This window comes from Pseudomonas sp. RV120224-01b, assembly GCF_003208145.1.
Taxonomy (GTDB): domain Bacteria; phylum Pseudomonadota; class Gammaproteobacteria; order Pseudomonadales; family Pseudomonadaceae; genus Aquipseudomonas; species Aquipseudomonas monteilii.
Window position 1 is genome coordinate 265,132 of sequence record NZ_QKMQ01000005.1, and the last position, 17,927, is coordinate 283,058.

16 protein-coding genes are annotated in these 17,927 nt (G+C 59.3%); 3 read left to right on the forward strand and 13 right to left on the reverse strand.

Annotated features, from left to right (window positions below; translation table 11 throughout):
• Positions 1–24: 24 nt before the first annotated feature.
• From pcaF to paaF, 5 genes are read right to left on the reverse strand one after another with little or no spacing between them, the layout of a single operon-like run.
• Entirely contained in the window at positions 25–1,245 is a 1,221-nt protein-coding gene (gene pcaF, locus N436_RS11265) for a 3-oxoadipyl-CoA thiolase (RefSeq protein ID WP_105948174.1), read from the reverse strand.
• Positions 1,238–1,678 (reverse strand): hydroxyphenylacetyl-CoA thioesterase PaaI, encoded by a 441-nt coding sequence (paaI, locus tag N436_RS11270; RefSeq protein ID WP_105948175.1) that lies wholly within the window; start codon positions 1,676–1,678, stop codon positions 1,238–1,240. The genes pcaF and paaI overlap by 8 nt, the downstream gene beginning before the upstream one ends.
• Complete coding sequence (paaH, locus tag N436_RS11275; RefSeq protein WP_105948176.1) at positions 1,671–3,188, reverse strand: 3-hydroxyacyl-CoA dehydrogenase PaaH; 1,518 nt, start codon at positions 3,186–3,188, stop codon at positions 1,671–1,673. The genes paaI and paaH overlap by 8 nt, the downstream gene beginning before the upstream one ends.
• Positions 3,189–3,190: 2 nt before the next feature.
• Positions 3,191–3,982 carry a 2-(1,2-epoxy-1,2-dihydrophenyl)acetyl-CoA isomerase PaaG gene (gene paaG / locus N436_RS11280; RefSeq protein WP_110741043.1) on the reverse strand — a complete coding sequence of 264 codons (792 nt, stop codon included), beginning with the start codon at positions 3,980–3,982 and terminating at the stop codon, positions 3,191–3,193.
• A 34-nt stretch (positions 3,983–4,016) separates the two neighbouring features.
• On the reverse strand, positions 4,017–4,790 hold the full coding sequence (gene paaF / locus N436_RS11285; RefSeq protein ID WP_105948178.1) for a 2,3-dehydroadipyl-CoA hydratase PaaF: 774 nt from the start codon (positions 4,788–4,790) through the stop codon (positions 4,017–4,019).
• A 350-nt stretch (positions 4,791–5,140) separates the two neighbouring features.
• Between paaF and paaY the strand changes: the two genes are divergently transcribed.
• Positions 5,141–5,740 (forward strand): phenylacetic acid degradation protein PaaY, encoded by a 600-nt coding sequence (gene paaY / locus N436_RS11290; RefSeq protein ID WP_105948179.1) that lies wholly within the window; start codon positions 5,141–5,143, stop codon positions 5,738–5,740.
• Positions 5,741–5,817: 77 nt separating this feature from the next.
• Entirely contained in the window at positions 5,818–6,741 is a 924-nt protein-coding gene (gene paaX / locus N436_RS11295; RefSeq protein WP_177410878.1) for a phenylacetic acid degradation operon negative regulatory protein PaaX, read from the forward strand.
• 137 nt (positions 6,742–6,878) lie between these two features.
• Here the strand turns inward: paaX and rfaD are convergent, their stop codons facing one another.
• Positions 6,879–7,910 (reverse strand): ADP-glyceromanno-heptose 6-epimerase, encoded by a 1,032-nt coding sequence (gene rfaD / locus N436_RS11300; protein ID WP_110741045.1) that lies wholly within the window; start codon positions 7,908–7,910, stop codon positions 6,879–6,881.
• A gap of 367 nt (positions 7,911–8,277) precedes the next feature.
• On the opposite strand from rfaD, the gene N436_RS11305 reads away from it, so the two are divergent.
• Positions 8,278–9,717: a PucR family transcriptional regulator gene (locus tag N436_RS11305; RefSeq protein WP_110741046.1), complete on the forward strand. Its 1,440-nt coding sequence runs from the start codon at positions 8,278–8,280 to the stop codon at positions 9,715–9,717.
• Positions 9,718–9,782: 65 nt separating this feature from the next.
• On the opposite strand, the gene N436_RS11310 is transcribed toward N436_RS11305, so the two are convergent.
• The 7 genes from N436_RS11310 to N436_RS11340 all read right to left on the reverse strand — a co-directional run bounded on the left by N436_RS11310 (position 9,783) and on the right by N436_RS11340 (position 17,902).
• Positions 9,783–11,294 (reverse strand): CoA-acylating methylmalonate-semialdehyde dehydrogenase, encoded by a 1,512-nt coding sequence (locus N436_RS11310; RefSeq protein WP_110741047.1) that lies wholly within the window; start codon positions 11,292–11,294, stop codon positions 9,783–9,785.
• Positions 11,295–11,357: 63 nt separating this feature from the next.
• The gene (locus N436_RS11315) at positions 11,358–11,708 is read right to left on the reverse strand and encodes a cupin domain-containing protein (protein ID WP_105948184.1); all 351 of its coding nucleotides are present in this window, start codon (positions 11,706–11,708) and stop codon (positions 11,358–11,360) included.
• Between the two features lie 15 nt (positions 11,709–11,723).
• On the reverse strand, positions 11,724–13,106 hold the full coding sequence (locus N436_RS11320; RefSeq protein WP_110741048.1) for an FAD-binding oxidoreductase: 1,383 nt from the start codon (positions 13,104–13,106) through the stop codon (positions 11,724–11,726).
• A gap of 59 nt (positions 13,107–13,165) precedes the next feature.
• Positions 13,166–14,587, reverse strand: coding sequence for an amino acid permease (locus N436_RS11325; RefSeq protein ID WP_256589939.1), 1,422 nt, complete (start codon positions 14,585–14,587; stop codon positions 13,166–13,168).
• 343 nt (positions 14,588–14,930) lie between these two features.
• Positions 14,931–15,920 (reverse strand): zinc-dependent alcohol dehydrogenase family protein, encoded by a 990-nt coding sequence (locus N436_RS11330; RefSeq protein WP_110741050.1) that lies wholly within the window; start codon positions 15,918–15,920, stop codon positions 14,931–14,933.
• Between the two features lie 102 nt (positions 15,921–16,022).
• The gene (locus N436_RS11335; protein WP_105948188.1) at positions 16,023–16,931 is read right to left on the reverse strand and encodes a LysR family transcriptional regulator; all 909 of its coding nucleotides are present in this window, start codon (positions 16,929–16,931) and stop codon (positions 16,023–16,025) included.
• Positions 16,932–16,996: 65 nt separating this feature from the next.
• Positions 16,997–17,902, reverse strand: coding sequence for a LysR substrate-binding domain-containing protein (locus tag N436_RS11340; RefSeq protein ID WP_105948189.1), 906 nt, complete (start codon positions 17,900–17,902; stop codon positions 16,997–16,999).
• Positions 17,903–17,927: the final 25 nt, after the last annotated feature.

The window sequence follows — 17,927 nt, forward strand, 5'->3', positions numbered from 1 at the left end:
TAACAGGCAGATGGTCTGATCCGCTCAGAGGCGCTCGATGACCATCGCAATGCCCTGGCCAACGCCGATGCACATGGTGCACAGGGCGTAGCGGCCGGCGGTTTCTTCCAGCTCATGCAAGGCAGTGGTCACCAGGCGTGCACCGCTCATGCCCAGTGGGTGACCCAGGGCAATGGCACCGCCGTTGCGGTTCACCCTCGGGTCATCATCGGCCAGGCCCAGTTCGCGCAACACCGCCAGGCCCTGGGCCGCAAAGGCCTCGTTAAGCTCGATGACGTCGAGGTCGGCCAGCGACAAACCCGTCAATTCCAGCACCTTGCGGGTTGCCGGTACCGGACCGATACCCATCAGCCGGGGCTCGACCCCGGCCACGGCCATGCCGACGATACGGCCGCGCGCCTTGAGGCCGTGTTGGCGGGCAGCCGCGCTACTGGCCAGCAGCAGGGCGCAGGCGCCGTCGTTGACCCCGGAGGCGTTGCCCGCTGTTACGCTGCCACCTTCACGGAAAGGCGTCCCGAGCCGGGCCAGTTGCTCAAGCGTGGTATCGCCACGTGGGTGCTCGTCGTGCTCGATCACTTTGGGCGGGCCTTTGCGCTGCGGGATTTCGACCGGCACGATTTCCCGGGCCAGGCGGCCGCGGGCCTGAGCTTGCGCTGCCTTGTGCTGGCTACGCAGGGCGAAAGCATCCTGGTCGGTGCGCGAAATACCGAACTGTTCCGCCACATTCTCGGCCGTTTCCGGCATCGAATCGGTACCGTAGGCAGCTTTCATGAGCGGGTTGACGAAACGCCAGCCGATGGTGGTGTCGAACAGCTCGGCGGCACGACCGAATGCCTGATCTGACTTGCCCATCACAAATGGCGCACGGGACATTGATTCCACGCCACCCGCCAGCATCAGCCCAGCTTCACCACAGCGCAGGGCGCGGGCTGCATTGCCGATGGCATCCAGGCCGGAACCGCACAGGCGGTTGATGGTGGTCCCAGGCACTTCGAGTGGCAGCCCGGCCAACAGGCTGGCCATGTGCGCCACGTTGCGGTTGTCTTCACCGGCCTGGTTGGCGCACCCGAGCATGACGTCATCGACGGCTTTCCAGTCCAGTTCGGGGTGACGCTGAATTAACGCCTTGAGCGGGATTGCGGCGAGGTCATCGGCCCGCACGCCGCTCAAGGCGCCGGCGTAGCGGCCAATAGGGGTGCGCACGGCGTCGATGATCAAGGCATCGGGCAGAGTGTGTTCATTCATCTTGCGTCTCCTGCGCCAGCACGGTGCCGCGCACTTTGTAGGATTTGCCATGGAACATCGCCACCAGCTCACCGCGCTGGTTATCGATGCGCACGTCGTACAGGCCGGTACGGCCCTTGCGGCTGACCTCGCTGGCGCGGGCGGTGAGCACGTCATCGCGCAACGCCGGAGCCAGGTAGTCGATGCTGCAGCCCAGCGCCACGGTGGCCTCATCGTAGCTGTTACAGGCGAAGGCAAATGCCGAGTCGGCCAGCGCGAACAGGAAGCCGCCATGGCAGGTGCCATGACCCTGGATCATGTCGGCACGAACCGGCATGCGCAGGCTGGCGCTGCCTGGGCCGGCATCCAGCAGGGTGATGCCCAGGCTCTGGGTGGCTTGGTCGCGGGCGTACATGGCGTCGGCACAGGCGTGTGCCAGTTCCACTTCAGTCATGCAGGGTGCCTCCTTTGGCTTCGCAGCGGCGTAACAACAGGGAAGGGCGGTAACGGCTCTCGCCGTAGCTGCGCTGCAGGTTGTCGAGCACGTGCAGGGTGTGGGCAATACCTATATTCCCGGCCCAAGCCAGCGGGCCGCAGGGGTAATTGACGCCGGCGCGCATGGCGAGGTCGATGTCGGCGGCGCTGCCGACACCTTGCAGCACGGCATCGGCGGCTTCGTTTGCAAGCATTGCCACGGTGCGCAGCACCACCAGGCCAGGCAGGTCGGCGACCGCCGTGACCTTGAGCCCGGCGCGCTGCAGCAGGGCCACGGCGTGGTCGCGTGCGCTTTCGGTGATGTCCGCCGACCAGCTGATGGCTATTCGCGTGGCAGTGCTGTAGTCCAGTGCGAGGTCGAGCAGCACCAGGTTGCGCAGGCCATCTTCACGGGCGCGCTGGCTGGCGAGGCGGCCATCGGACAGTGCCAGGGTGGCATCGCCGACCCGGATCACACCGCTACCTGCACGCCGGGTGACGGCGATGCCATTGAGGCTCAGGCGCTCTACCAGTGGCTGCATTACACCCAAGTTTCCCTCGATGACGCAGGCTTCGGCGCTGGTGAGGCTGCACAGTTCAGCAGGTGCTGGCCGTTCGGCGCCTTCGGCATAGCTATAAAAGCCTTGGCCAGTCTTGCGGCCAAGGCGTCCGGCATCCACCAGCTCTTTTTGCACCAGCGAAGGCTGGAAGCGGAAATCTCCATAGAACGCATCGAACACCGAGCAGGTGACGGCGTAGTTGACGTCGTGCCCTATCAGGTCGGTGAGTTCGAACGCCCCCATGCGGAAACCACCCGCATCGCGCAACAGTGCATCGAGGCTGGCGCAGTCGGCTGCACCTTCCTGCAACAGGCGCAGGCTTTCGGCATAGAAAGGCCGCGCCACACGGTTGACGATAAAACCCGGTGTCGAGCGCGTGTGCACTGGCTGTTTACCCCAGGCCTGGGCGGTATCGTAGATGCAAGAGGCCACTGCCGGTTCGGTTGCCAGGCCCGACACCACTTCGACTAACGCCATCAGCGGCGCCGGGTTGAAGAAGTGCATGCCAACTACCTGTTGCGGGCGTGCAAGGCCGGCGGCCAGGCTGGTGATGGACAACGACGAGGTGTTGCTGGCGAGTATGCAATCGTCGGCGCACAGGGCTTCGAGCTGACGCAATAGCGTCTGCTTGACCTGCAGGTTCTCGACGATGGCTTCGATCACCAAGCCGGCATCAGCCAATGCTTCAAGGGTGTCGACCGGGCATAGCCGCAGGCGGATCATTTCGTGTTCGGCTGCCTGCAACTTGCCTTTTTCCACCAGCCGGGTGAGTTGCCGATCAATACCGGCCACAGCCTGGGCAGCAGCGCCTGGGCGGTTGTCGTACAGTTTCACCGGGTGTCCGGCCTGGGCCGCGACCTGGGCGATGCCGGCCCCCATGGCACCCGCACCGATCACCGCCACCTGCACATCGCTTGCGAGTGCACTCATGTTCAGCACCCCTTGAAATCTGGCGTGCGCTTGTTCATGAAGGCGCTCACACCTTCGCGGTAGTCTTCGCTGCGCCCGGCCAGACGCTGCAGATCGCGTTCCAGCTCCAGCTGTTCATCGAAGCCATTGTCGAAGCTGGCATTAAGGCCGCGCTTGATCAGGGCCAGACCGTAAGTGGGCTGGGTGGCAAGCTGGCGGGCGAGGGTGAGGGCCTCATCACGCAGTGCGGCATCGTCCACTACGCGATGGATCAGCCCCCACTGCTGGGCCTGCTCGGCGCCAAGGCGTTCGCCCAGCATGGCCAGGGCCTTGGCCCGTGCCATGCCGACCAGGCGCGGCAGCAGCCAGGTACCACCAGAGTCCGGCACCAGGCCGATCTTGCAGAACGCCTGAATGAAGCTTGCAGAGCGGGCAGCCAGTACCAGATCGCAGGCCAGCGGTATGTTGGCACCGGCGCCAGCGGCCACGCCGTTGACCGCACAGATCACCGGCAGCGGCAGGTCGCGCAACGTGCGCACCAGCGGGTTGTAAAACTTGTCGATGGACTCGCCCAGGTCTGGCATTTCGGCACCTGGGGCAACGTTGCGGTCGGACAGGTCCTGGCCGGCGCAGAAGCCACGGCCTTCGCCTGTCAGCAGCAGTACTCGCGCATCACTGCTCTGGCGTACTTGCTTGAGTGCCTCGCGCACTTCCAGGTGCATGGCGGTGTTGAAGCTGTTCAGTTGCTCGGGGCGGTTAAGCGAGAGGAGGGCGACGCCGTCCTCGATGGAAAACAGGATGTGCTGGAAAGTCATGACAGACTCGCTCCGTCAGTCGAGGGAAAAATGGTCAGCGGCCCTGGAAACGGGCCTGGCGCTTTTCCTGGAATGCCCGGATACCTTCATCGCGGTCGGCGGTACCGGCAAGCAGGGTGAACGCATGCCGTTCGAAACGCAGGCCGCTGGCCAGGTCGGTGTCGCCGGCTTTCAGTAACGCCTCCTTGCCCAGGCGCACAGCCAGGGGCGCCTTGGTGGCAATGCTGCGGGCAACCTGCAGGGCGCGTTCCACGGTGAATTCCGGTTGAGTGGTTTCGCTGACCAGGCCGGCTTGCAGGGCGTGGCGGGCGGTGATCGCTTCACCTGTCAACACCATCTGCATGGCCAACGGCTTGCCGACAGCGCGCAACAGCCGCTGGGTGCCGCCAGCGCCGGGGATGATGCCGAGGTTGATTTCCGGCTGACCGAAACGGGCGTCAGTACCGGCAATGACGATGTCGGCACACATCACCAACTCGCAACCGCCACCCAGTGCATACCCGTTCACGGCGGCAATCAGCGGCTTGGCGAATGCGGCGATCGTTTGCCAATGGGCTACACGAGGGTCGTTGAGAATGCCGACCAGATCGCGCTCGGCCATCTCACGGATGTCGGCACCTGCGGCAAATGCCTTGGGGCTACCGGTAATCACTACGGCGCGTATCTGCTCGTCGCCCCCGGCAAGCTGCAAGGCAGCAGCCAGCTCTGCCAGTAGCTCGGTGCACAGGGCATTCAGGGCCTCAGGCCGTTGCAAGGTGATGAGCTGAACGCCACGTTCGGGCGCCTGCACATCGAGATATCGCGGCATGTCGGGTTCCTCTGGCTACACGCACGGCACATCGTGGCGCCGGCATTTCTTGGAATTGTTTTTTTGCAAGGCGTGATGCTGGATCACGACCAAGTGCAGCCAGTATATGCATCATGCGATACCATTATGCAATGCTAAAAATTGTTTTATGTATCTCTTTGTTCGTATCGAAACTTCAGAAACAGGCATCGATGACCCTTCGCTTAAACGCTTCATCTGGCTATTAATCATCGTTATTGCCTAAATTTTTCACGATTCGCCACTCATGAGAGAAGCGATACACGATTGACGGGTAAGCTGAATGTGATACAAGCTGTAACGGTATCTCAAATCATTTCAGGAGTATTGCCATGCCTTGTTATCGACTGGACGGCCTGACGCCCGTGGTGCATCCATCAGCCTACGTACACCCCAGCGCAGTGCTGATCGGCGATGTCATCGTTGGCCCTGGTTGCTACATAGGCCCATTGGCATCGCTGCGGGGTGATTTCGGCCGTATCGTGCTGGAAGAGGGCGCCAACCTGCAGGACACCTGCGTAATGCATGGCTTTCCGGGCGGCGATACCGTGGTTGAACGCAACGGGCATATCGGACATGGCGCCGTGTTGCACGGGTGCAGAGTGGGCGAGGATGCCTTGATCGGGATGAATGCGGTGGTGATGGATGGTGCCCATATCGCACCACGCTGCATCGTAGCGGCTGCCAGCTTCGTCAAAGCCGGCTTCGAGTGCGAGGCTCAAAACCTTGTAATGGGCTCGCCAGCCCAGATGAAACGGCGCCTGAGCGAGCAGGAGCTGGCCTGGAAGCAGCGCGGCACCGCGCAATACCAGCAACTGGCGCAGCGCTGCATGAACACCATGGTCGAATGCCCGCCACTGGCCGAGGTTGAAGCAGGGCGGCTGCGTATGGAAGACACAGGTATCAGGCCCAAAGGCCAGGCGACGGCATGAGCCTGGTTGCGTCACGCAATGGCCAGGCGGCCCGCCGCACAGGTATAGTCGGTGCTTTATCCGCGCACAGTTCGCCCATGAGCAATCTCGCCCCACTGAACAACTTGATCACTCGCTTCCAGGAGCAGACGCCGATCCGCGCCAGCTCCCTGATCATCACCTTGTACGGCGATGCCATCGAGCCCCACGGCGGTACCGTTTGGCTAGGTAGCCTGATCAACCTGCTGGAGCCAATCGGCATCAATGAACGGCTGATTCGCACATCGATCTTTCGCCTGACCAAAGAAGGCTGGCTCACGGCAGAAAAGGTTGGCCGGCGCAGCTACTACAGCCTGACGGGCACGGGTCGCAGGCGCTTCGAGAAAGCCTTCAAACGCGTCTACAGCCCAAGCCAACCCGCTTGGGACGGGGCGTGGACGCTGGTGCTGCTGTCGCAACTGGAGGCAGGTAAACGCAAGGCCTTGCGTGAAGAACTGGAGTGGCAGGGGTTTGGCGTAATGGCGCCGAACCTGATGGGTTGCCCACGGGCAGACCGTGCCGACCTGGCTGCCACGTTGCGCGAACTCGAGGCCAGCGACGACAGCATCGTCTTTGAAACCCACACACAGGAGGTGCTCGCTTCCAAGGCCATGCGCGCCCAGGTGCGGGAGAGCTGGCGTATCGAAGAGCTGGGGCAACAGTACAGCGAATTCATCCAGCTGTTCAGGCCGCTGTGGCAGGGGTTGAAAGAGCAGACAGTGCTCGATGCGCAAGATTGCTTCCTGGCACGCACGCTGCTGATTCACGAGTACCGCCGGTTGCTGTTGCGCGACCCGCAACTGCCAGAGGAGTTACTGCCAGGGGACTGGGAGGGAAGGGCCGCACGACAGCTGTGCCGTAACCTCTACCGGTTGGTGTTTGCCAAGGCGGAGGAATGGCTGAATGCAGCGTTGGAGACGGCAGACGGACCATTGCCGGATGTTAACGAAAGCTTCTACAAACGTTTTGGTGGGTTGGTGTAAGGGCAAAGAGAGGGCAGTTATCTGCCCTTTTATATAACTACGCTAAATGACTATTTAGTGTAGTTAACGGTAATCACCAGCCAATTTCTACCTATACATTAGAAGAAATCGCCGCCTAATCCAACTTTCTCGCAATGCTAAGCTTCCGCCGCTTGCTTGAATGGAGCAGGCGGCGGGCTCTGGACACCCAACAACCAGTCGCAGTAGCGGGCCACGCCTTGCTGGACTGTCAACGTTTGTGCCTTGTACCCGGCAGCGCGCAAGCGCTCGAGGTCGGCACAGGTAAAACACTGGTATTTGCCACGTAAATGATCCGGAAACTCGCAGTACTCCAGTACACCTTCGAGCAAGGCCGTCTCAAGTGACAACGGGGGTTGGTCTTGTTGCTCACGCAGCCGATTGATTACAGCCAACGCAACGTCATTGAAAGGCTGGGCGCGACCGCTGCCTACATTGAAGATACCGCTTGATTGCGGGTGATCAAGGAAGAACATGTTGACCTTGACCACATCATCCACAGAGACGAAATCACGCAGGTGGCCACCGCTGGGATAATCACCATAACGGCCAAACAGCGTCACTTTTCCCTGGGCCTGGTACTGGTTGAAGCAGTGCAGGGCCACTGACGCCATGGCGCCTTTATGCTGTTCCTGGGGGCCGTACACGTTGAAATAACGCAAACCGACGATCTGGCTGCGTGCTGTAGTCAATTGTCGGCGTACCTGTTGATCGAACAGGAATTTGGAGTAGCCATAAACGTTCAGCGGTCGCTCGCATTCGCGCTGTTCGCGAAAATCTCGTCCTGCACCGTACACAGCTGCCGATGACGCATATAAGAACGGCGTTTGCTGGCGCTGCGCAGAAACAAGCAATTCATGGCTGTACCGGTAGTTGTTGTCCATCATGAAACGACCATCAGCCTCGACGGTGCTTGAACACGCGCCTTGGTGCAGCACCGCGCGAACCTTGCCAAACTGACCACGGGCAAAACGATCGAGAAAATCGTCCTTATCCAGGTAATCAGCGATTTCACTGTCGGCCAGGTTACGGAATTTGTCGCCATCGGTCAGGTCGTCGACGGCGATAATCTCCGTTTCGTTACGCCGGTTAAGTGCCTGGACGAGATTGCTGCCGATGAAGCCTGCAGCGCCGGTTACGATGATCGTCATGCCAGATTCCCCGTAAGGGTGCGTAGGCTGGATTTTAATCAAGGCACAGGTACCCAACCTTAACCTGGGTCAACGAATTCGCCGGCAAGGATGAACCAGGCGCTTGAGCTGGCTTAACATCTGGCACTCCACGGTGCCGTTTGAAATATCTAGTAACCCTATAATGCATATTATGTTAAATATGATATAGCTCGTCGTCTCTGTCTGTGTGATGTCCTCATTGTGACCGCCACCTAATGAATGGAATGGCGTCAGTCAAGGCGTTGACTATTGGATTTACTCTCCCGCCTCCCTATCGCACACTGCGGTAAACGCTCACCTGTCTGTGCAGATTGCGTTGTTCTATCCTCGTGACACGAGAGCTTCTATGCTGACGGTGCAAAATCTAATTGCTATTGATCCACTGAAACTGCAGGTTGCCGCCGGCATGGCAGGCATTGGACGGACTATCACCTGGGCGCATACGGTTGACCTACCCGACCCTTGGCGCTGGGTGTCGCCGGGTGACCTGGTGATGACTACCGGCGTGGGCCTGCCACAGACTTCGCAGGAACAGGTCGAATGGCTGGAGCAACTGGTACAAAGCAACCCTGGCGCATTGGTTATCGCGCCAAGGCAAGATGCCCCAGACTTGACACAAGCACTGCTAGACGCTGCCGACAGGCTGCACTTTCCGGTGCTGCGCGCGAGCTTCCAACTGGAGTTCGTCAAGCTTTCGCACCAGGTTATTGAAAGCGTGCTGCAGGCGCAGAGGGAGCGGTTTAACGCCAGTGAACGGCTGTTTCAGACTTACGCAGAAGCACTGCGCAAGCAGCCAGAAATGGCTGGTAGGCTATCGATTCTCGCCAATGCTTTGGGTATGAGCCTGACAATCGAAGACGCCGTCAGTGGGCTCAAGATTGTCGAAGCCCAAACCCTATCCCCAGACGATGTCGATCACATCGAACGCATACCGATCGGCGGTCGAGCCCGCGCCAATCTCATTATCTCGAGCAGCGCCAGGCGTTCGGCCGATGACTCCATTTTGGTGAGGTCATTGGCCGGTTTGCTGGGTGTCGAACTGGAGCGACTGATGATCCAGCGCGACCTGCAACGCGAAGAAGGTGCATCGCTGCTCCGCAGCCTGGTCGACAGTACAACCGAGTTTGCTTTAGCGTTGCCAATGCTGGAGCGTCATGGGCTCACAGGCACATTGGTAAGTCTGGCGGTACTGCCAGGGCAAGCCGGCCCATGGTCAATCGAAGATATTCATCACTGCCCTGCCCTGCACGCGCTAACGCCATTGCTGTTTGTCGAGAGCGGACTGTTGATGGCGCTAAGTCGAAATCAGCCATCAATATTTGAGGCATTGCGCACCAACCTTGGTGCCGGCACTGTAATCGGCGTTAGCGGGCCCATCTCCGCAGCAACGGGCCTGAAGGAAAGTTTCCGGCAATCCCGGCTCGCCCTTACCCAGGCTCAGGAGATAGAAAAAGAAATCCTGGCCTATGGCGAGGCAGAAACCGGGTTGATCATGGCACCCAAGTCGATGCCTGAAGCACGGGCATTGGTAGGTCGCTATCTGGGCCCATTGATTGAGCACGACCGTACCCAGGGTGCAGCGCTGCTGACCACATTGATTACCTTCCTGAAGAACGACGGTAATTGGAAAGCAACCGCTTTCGACCTTGATATTCACCGCCAAACGCTTGTTTATCGTTTGAAGCTGGTTGAGCAACTCACAGGGCTGAAGCCAACCACTACCAGTGGCATCGCACGTTTCTGGATTGCGATTCAGGCGGGCAAGAACACAAAGCTGATCGATTGAAATCGGCGCAATGTAAAAGACCCCGCTGCGTGGGCGGGGTCTTTTCCGTCAGCTAACCGATAGCCTTAATGGCTGGTCGGCATCGCGAACTCTGCGCCTTTGGCGATGGCTTGCGGCCAGCGCTGCATGATGCTCTTCTGCTTGGTGTAAAAGCGCACCCCCTCCTCGCCATAAGCATGCATGTCGCCGAACAAGCTCTTCTTCCAGCCGCCAAAGCCATGCCAGGCCATCGGCACCGGAATCGGCACGTTGATACCGACCATACCCACCTGGATACGGCGTCCGAACTCGCGGGCAATGTGGCCGTCGCGGGTGTACAGGCTAACGCCGTTGCCGAATTCGTGGGCGTTGATCAGGTCGACCGCTTCGGCGAAGTCTTTCACGCGCATGCACGCCAGCACCGGGCCGAAGATCTCTTCCTTGTAGATCCGCATGCCTGGCGTGACATTGTCGAACAGCGTGCCGCCCAGCCAGAAACCATCGCCACAGCCTTCGCCTGCGGTCTGGCCATTGAAGCCACGACCATCGACCAACATGGTCGCGCCCTCTTTTACACCTTGCTCGATGTAACCGGTAATACGCTCCAGCGCCGCACGGGTAACGATCGGGCCCATTTCGGCTTCGAGGTTGGTGCCGTTGAGCACTTTGAGCTCACGGGTGCGCTCGATCAGCTTGGGCATGACTTTTTCAGCGGTATCATCACCGACAAATACCGCTACGCTGATGGCCATGCAGCGCTCACCGGCCGAACCGTACGCCGCACCGATCAGGGCATCGACTACCTGATCGATATCGGCATCGGGCATCACTACCAGGTGGTTTTTCGCGCCGCCCAGTGCCTGGACGCGCTTGCCATGGCGGGCGCCGGTTTCATAGATGTGGTTGGCGATCGGGGTCGAGCCCACGAACGAAACAGCCTGTACATCCGGGTGCTCAATCAAGGCGTTGACCGCGTCCTTGTCGCCCTGCACCACGTTGAACACGCCATCAGGCAGGCCGGCTTGCTTGAGCAGTTCGGCGATGAACAGGCTCGGGCTCGGGTCCAGCGGGCTTGGCTTGAGCACGAAGGTATTGCCGGTGGCCAGGGCGACCGGGAACATCCACATCGGCACCATCACCGGGAAGTTGAACGGGGTGATGCCAGTGACCACGCCCAGCGGCTGACGCAGGGTCCAGTTGTCGATGTTGGTGCTGACTTGATCGGTGAAATCGGTTTTCAGCAGCTGCGGCGCGCCGCAGGCGAATTCGACGATCTCGATGCCACGCATCACTTCGCCCTGGGCGTCGGTGAAGACCTTTCCGTGTTCGGCGGTGATCATGCGCGCCAGGTCGTCTTTGTGCTCATTCAGCAGCGCCAGGAACTTGTTCAGCACCCGCGAACGGCGCAGCGGCGACAGATTGCTCCAGGCCGGGAAGGCAGCCTTGGCCGATGCCACGGCAGCATCCACGTCTTTCTGCGCCGACAGTTGCACGTGACCTGTGACCACGCCGGTGGCCGGGTTGTAGACCGGCAGTTGCTGGCCGCTGGTGGCCTCGGCTTGAGCGCCGCAGATCCAGTTCATGATGGTTTGGGTCATTGTCTTTCTCACATCAAAGGGTAACTACGGTAGCGCGCGTTTTTTGCTCGCCGTACTCATGTTTCAGTAGATTGCGTAGACCTTGCGTACAGTCTCGAGAACATCCCAGCGGCCAGTCCACCCTGGCGGCAGGATGATCAGGTCGCCACCGTTCACTTCTACGACTTCGTCAGTGCTGCTGTCGGTGAGCAGGGCTTTGCCGGAAATGATGTAAGTGAACTCGGTGTCGGGACGCTCGATAACTGGCCAACCACCGGGTTGGCACTCCCACACACCGAGATTACCGACTGCATCTGGAGCAAGCGTCTGGATGGCGATCTGTGGGTCACCCTTGTCAGCCCCTGCACGCTGGCCGGCTGGTTTAAGTGGCAAGGCCTTGATGTCGGCGTGCTTGATGATGGTGAACGAAGGCATAGGGTTTTCTCCTTATCAATGGGCGCCGGTGAGCTTTTCCAGCAGCATCGCGGTACGCGAAGGTTTGTGGGTGAAGCGTTCTTCGATATCACTCAGCGAGGCTGCGGCGAGGCCGCTGTTGATACCGAACCAACGCAAGGGTTCGCGCTCCCAGGATGGCGAGCGGTGGTTGACCAGAGGCAACGTGTTGATTTCTTCGTCGCGCTCCAGAATGAAGTTGCGCAACAGACGCCCGGCCAGGTTGCTGGTGGCTACGCCGTCACCGACATAGTTACCCGCCCAGGCCATGCGCTTACTGCGATCGATGCTCACAGTCGGGCACCAGTCGCGCGAGACGCCTAGCGCGCCGCCCCAACGGTGAGTGATGCGTGCATCTCGCAGCGCCGGGAAGAACTCGAGCAGGGTGTCGTAGATCTTGCCGTGGATGTTGTCGACCAAATCGTCCTCGGCAGACATACGCGAGCCCCAGTTGTAGGGTGCTCCGCGACCACCGAAGACCAACCTGCCCTCCGCCGTCACCTGACCATAAACACGCAGGTGGCGCATGTCGTTGAAGGCCATGCGGTGATCGAGTTTGAGCCTGGCCAGCAAATCGCCAGGCAGTGGCTCGGTGGCCAGGACCAACGAGTACAGCGGAATGACGAAGCGCGAATGCCCGGGCTGCTGAGAAGTGAATGCCTCTGTGGCACGCACAGTCATTTCAGCGCGTACCGAGCCATGGGCGGTGTGCACCACACCCGGCGCCATCTGAGTGACAGCTGATTGCTCATAGATTTTCGCGCCCAGGCCTTCAACCAGCTTCGCCAAACCACGGACCAGCTTGCCGGGATGGATCAGCGCGCAATGCTCGGTATAAAGGCCACCCAGCGTTTCTTGAGCACCCATGCGTGTTTGGGCTTCAGCAGCCTCAAGCACGCGCCACTGATCGGGGAGACCAAAGCGTGCCGAAGACTCCACCGCTGCCCTCGCCCGCTCCATCTGTGGTTTGCTGCGCGCCAGCGACAAGAAGCCTTGCTTGGCATAGTCAGCGTCCACGCCTTCCAGGGCGAGAACCCGGCCAATCTCATCGACTGTTTCGTTCATTGCAGCCTGCAGATGCAGAGCCGCATTGTGCGAATACAACTGCTCTACGCGGTGCAGCGAGATTGGGAAAATCGCCGATGCCCAACCGCCATTGCGCCCGGAGGCGCCAAAACCGACTTCGTTTTTCTCCAGCAGGACTACGCGCAGAGAAGGATCACTCTTGAGCAGGTAGTAGGCCGTCCACAGCCCTGTGTAACCGGCTCCGACGATGACGACATCGGCTTGGACCGCACCGTCCAGTCGCTCACGCAACGGGCTTGGCGCGAACCACAGCGGTTTGTTGGGCAACTGGGACAATTCGTATTTCGCTGACATGCTGTTGGCTTCCCATTGAGGGCCCCGGGGGCCGGGGTGTACTGATACGGCGTTGTTGACTAGGCAGTGGTGACGGGCTGGCCTTTGACGGCTCGCTGACGCTTGCGAGAGAGACTCAGTGCCAGGTAAGAAGCAGCAATGGCGAAGATGGCAATCACGCACTGCAAGAGGCTCATTTGCATGGAGGGGTCGAATGCCATGCTGACCAGAACGGCGATGATCGAGGCGGTGACCAGCAGCGGCAACCATGGGTGGGCCCACATGGCGAACTTCAGGCTGCCCTCTTCTACCCACTTGCGGCGCAGCTTGAGCTGTGACAAGCAGATCATCAGGTAGACAAACAAGAACACCGTGCCCGAGGAGTTGATCAGGAACTGGAACACCGTATCCGGCCACAGCGCTGCAATGACGACGCAGCCATAGCCCACCAAGGTGGAGGCAAGCACGCCACGAACCGGCACACCTTTTTTGTTCACGCCAGCAATCCAGCGAGGTGCCTCGTCATTGGACGCCAGGACGAACAGCAGGCGTGAAGAGGTATAGAGGCCGGCATTGAGCACCGACAGCACGGCAACCAGAATGACCGCGGTGAGCATCTCGCCAGCACCGGGAATGCCAATGTGCTCCAGTGTGGTCACGAAGGGCGATTTGCCTGGGGTCAGGCTGGTCCACGGCTGGGCGACAACGATGAAGAACGTAGCCAGCACAAAGAACACCAGGATGCGCAGCATGACGGTGTTCACGGCCTTGCGGATGTTGCGGGTAGGGTCTTCCGATTCTGCCGCGGCGAGTGTCGCGACCTCGACACCTGTCATCGAGAAAATGACCACGACGACACCCGTGAACAGTGCACCAACACCGTGGGGCAAGAAGCCGCCGTGCTGGGTCAGGTTGTCAAACGTGGCAGTCGAGTTCGGCCACAGATGGAACACGTACGCGCCCGCCACCAGCAGGAACACGACGATAGCGGCGACTTTAATCCCGGCGAACCAGTATTCGGCCTCGCCAAAGGAGTGCACCGACATCATGTTCAGCAAGGTCATGCTGATCATGAGCCCCAGCGCAATGACCCAGACCGGAATATCCGGGAACCAGCCATTGATGATCTGGCCGCCAACCACGGCTTCAAAACCGACGACAATGACCCAGAAATACCAGTACAGCCAGCCGGTCATGTACCCCGCCGGCCGGCCGAACGCCATTCGGGCGTAGTCAACAAAAGAACCTTTGGTGGGATGTGCCGCTGCCATCTCACCGAGCATACGCATGACCAGGGCGACGATGATGCCGGTGATGCCATAGGTGAGGAACGCACCCGGGCCGGTTGAGGCGATGACAGCGCTGGAGCCCACGAACAGGCCGGCACCGATTACCCCGCCCAGGGCAAGCATGCTGATGTGTCGGGTTTTCAATGATCGTTTAAGGCGCGGATCATGCGCTGACTGAATGGGCATTGCGTGTCTCCTGTTATTATTGTTCAACGCTTGAACAGGAGACTAAAACGCCTAGGCGGCACTGAAAATTGTTAAATGTTCAGGTTTTCGAGCATGGATTTGTACAAATGTATGATCTCGAATGCGGCGGTTTAGAAGCACTTTTCGTCTGCTCTGCCAGGTTTGCCCGCAGTGTCATGGATTGTTATGAAGCAATGTGCAGACGAAGAGGCGCAAAGGGCCAGGGCACGCCAGAGCTGGCTCTTCCTGGCCTTCTCTAACGGATGGACAACTCAGGCGCCTCTCTGAAATGCACGTCTGTCCTCAGTGGAACTGAACGTTACCCGCTCGGCCATCAGTGCAAATTACATCCGCCCGGGCCATGTTCGATCTAGAGTTCTACAACGATCTTGCCTACCTGGCTGTTTGATTCCATGTAGCGGTGCGCTTCTACCATCTCGTCGAACTTGAATACCTTGCCGACAATCGGACGCAAGCTGCCATTCTCCAAACCGTCGGTGATGAACGCCTTGGCCCTGTTCAGCCGCGCCTCATCCTGGGTAACCTCGAAAAGCTGATAACCCCGGATGGTCAAGTCTTTGCCAAGTAGGTCCATCACCGGCACGCTGATGTCAGACGTCTCCAGCGCGCCGTACTGGAAGAAAATCCCGAGGAAAGACAGTGACCGCAGGATGTTACCCACCTCAGGGCCACCCACTGGGTCAAATGCCATGCGTGCACCCTTCCCGTCCGTGATGCGAGCCACAGCGGCGACCAGATCCTCTTCATCCGTTGCGATCACGTGCACTGCCCCAGCGTTCACGAGCGCCTGGCGCTTCTTCGAGGTGCGAGTCAACGCTACCGGAATGGCGCCAAGTGAATTGGCGATTTGAATAGCTGCCAGTCCCACACTGCTCGACGCAGCCCGGATCAGCACAACCTCACCTTTCTGTAGCTGGCCGATGTCCACCAAGGCGCCATAAGCAGTGACATACTTCATCCAGGTAGCCGCGGCCTCCACCGAAGACAGCCCCGTTGGCTGCTTCACCAATGCATGCGCCGGCGCGACAACGGCTTCGCCATACATGCCGTAGTCCGCAAATGAAAATGCCGGGATCACATTCACTTCATCGCCGACGGCAAAATCGGTCACGCCCTCTCCGACCGATTCAATCGTACCTGCCGCTTCATAGCCCAGGGCCGCGGGCATGTCGGGAGTAAAGGTGTACTGGCCGGAGCGGTACATCGCTTCCGCGCGATTGAGCCCAAGCGCCTTGACCTTGATCTTCACCTCACCTGAGCCTGGAGCCCTGACATCAAGCTCATCAATCTGAAGAACCTCTGGGCCACCAAGACGGTGGAATCGAATAACCTTTGACATGTCTTTGTTCCTCTTGTGAATGCTCAAAGCTCAAAGTTACTGAGCTGCACGCAGGAGAAAAAGACGCGTCCGAATTACAGACTGGTATCCCAAAATTACCAATCAAGGCTGGGTCAAGCCCTTGTCAGCCATCAGCGACCGTAGCCAGGCAACAAAGGCCTCGACCGCCGGCGGAATAAGTTCGCGATGGGGGTACAGGATCGAGACACGCTTTGAGGGTACCGGACAATGCTGCATCACCCGCACCAGCGCGCCGGAATCAAGATGAGCCTGAACATTGAGCGCTGGGCCTTGTATCAGGCCGAATCCCGCCAGTGCCGATGCGACAAAACCCTGAGTATCGTTCACGTTGATTGCCGACCTGACCCGAACGGTCTGGATTTCGTCGCCTTGAACAAACAACCATTCCAGCGTGCGAGGATTGCGGCCCGAGAAATAGTTCACCGCGAGGTGTTCGCTCAAATCATCAATGCGCTCGGGCACCCCATGTCGCGCGAGGTACGCTGGAGAAGCACAGGTCACCATGGGTAGATAACCAATTCCGCTGGCAATCAGGCTGGAATCTTCCAGTGCGCCAAGCCTCACGACGCAATCGACGCCTTCGCTGATCAGGTCGATCGGCTTATCGCTGGTACCCAGCGTCAACTCAATCCCAGGATAGCGTTGCTGAAACTCCATGAGTGACGGAATGATGAGCAGGTGGCCAACTGACACCGGTAAGTCGACACGCAGTTTCCCGACCAATCGCGCTGGACGACCACTTAGCGAAGCCATCGCCTGCCCGACATTCTCCAGGATGGCCTTGCACCTGTGGTAAAACGCCTCACCCTCCGGGGTCATGCTGAGCCTGCGTGTAGACCTGTTGAGCAGCCGCCCATCTAGCCGCTGTTCAAGGAGCTGGATTGACTTTGACACCGCCGGCCGGTGCATGTGAAGCGAATGCGCCGCGTTGGTAAAGCTGCCGGTTTCCACAACACTCACGAAGACCTGCATCGCATTAAGTACATCCATTCATAGCTCCAGGTAGATGCCATTGATTGACAAGAGCACTCTTATTGAGTGGTTGCAGCGTCCCCTTAAGCAACCGACCGCACGAAATCCAGGAAGCTCTGCGTGGTTGCACTGCGTTTATCGCTTTGCTGGCTGACTACATGGAACTGACGTTTGGCCCAGGCATCATTGAGCGGGATTGTAATAAGAGGTGGGTCTTCGGCTGATTCGCTAATCGCTCGATCAGGGAGAACGGCAATACCTAGCCCACCTTGAATCATCCGGCACACCGCATCAAAACTCTGCAGGTGCACGCCGTAGTTGATGGGCCTCTGTACCGCACAGGCTGCCTTGTCCAAAGTCTGATACAGCGGGCTGTCGCGATGCAGTGCAATGTGCCGGTATACGAGACTTTCGGCAAAATCGACGCTAGCTCGGCTTGCCAGCGGATGGTCGTCCCTGACCACAAGTGCCAAGTGGTCAATGTGATAATTCTGGATAGCCAAGCCTACCTCGCTCGCCGACTCCAGCCCTGCCCCGATACCAATATCACACTGATTCCCCATGATGTTCTCAATCACCTGCTCACTGGTGCGTTCCTCCAGTTCGACATCGACATGGGGATGGACGGTGAGGAAACTGTTCAGGTCATGGGGCAGGAACTGAATGATACTGGAGCGGTTTGCGTGGATTCTGACATGCCCTTTTTCGCCGCTCGTGAATCTGGATAAATCCGCGCTCATCTTGAGCATTTCGTTGAGCAATCGCTGCGCGTGCTCAAGCAGGCACTGGCCGGCAGGCGTTGGCTGAACACCTTTATTGAACCGGTACAACAACGAAGACCCTACGGCCTCCTCCAATTCAGCGATGCGCTTGCTCACAGCCGAAGCCCCCATGCATTCGCGCTCGGCTGCCTTGGCGAAGCTGCCCTCCGCGCAGGTCGCGATAAACAGTCGAAGCGTGGTTGGGTCGTAGCGCCAGGTGGTTTGCATAGGTAACCGGAAATTTTATCGTGGC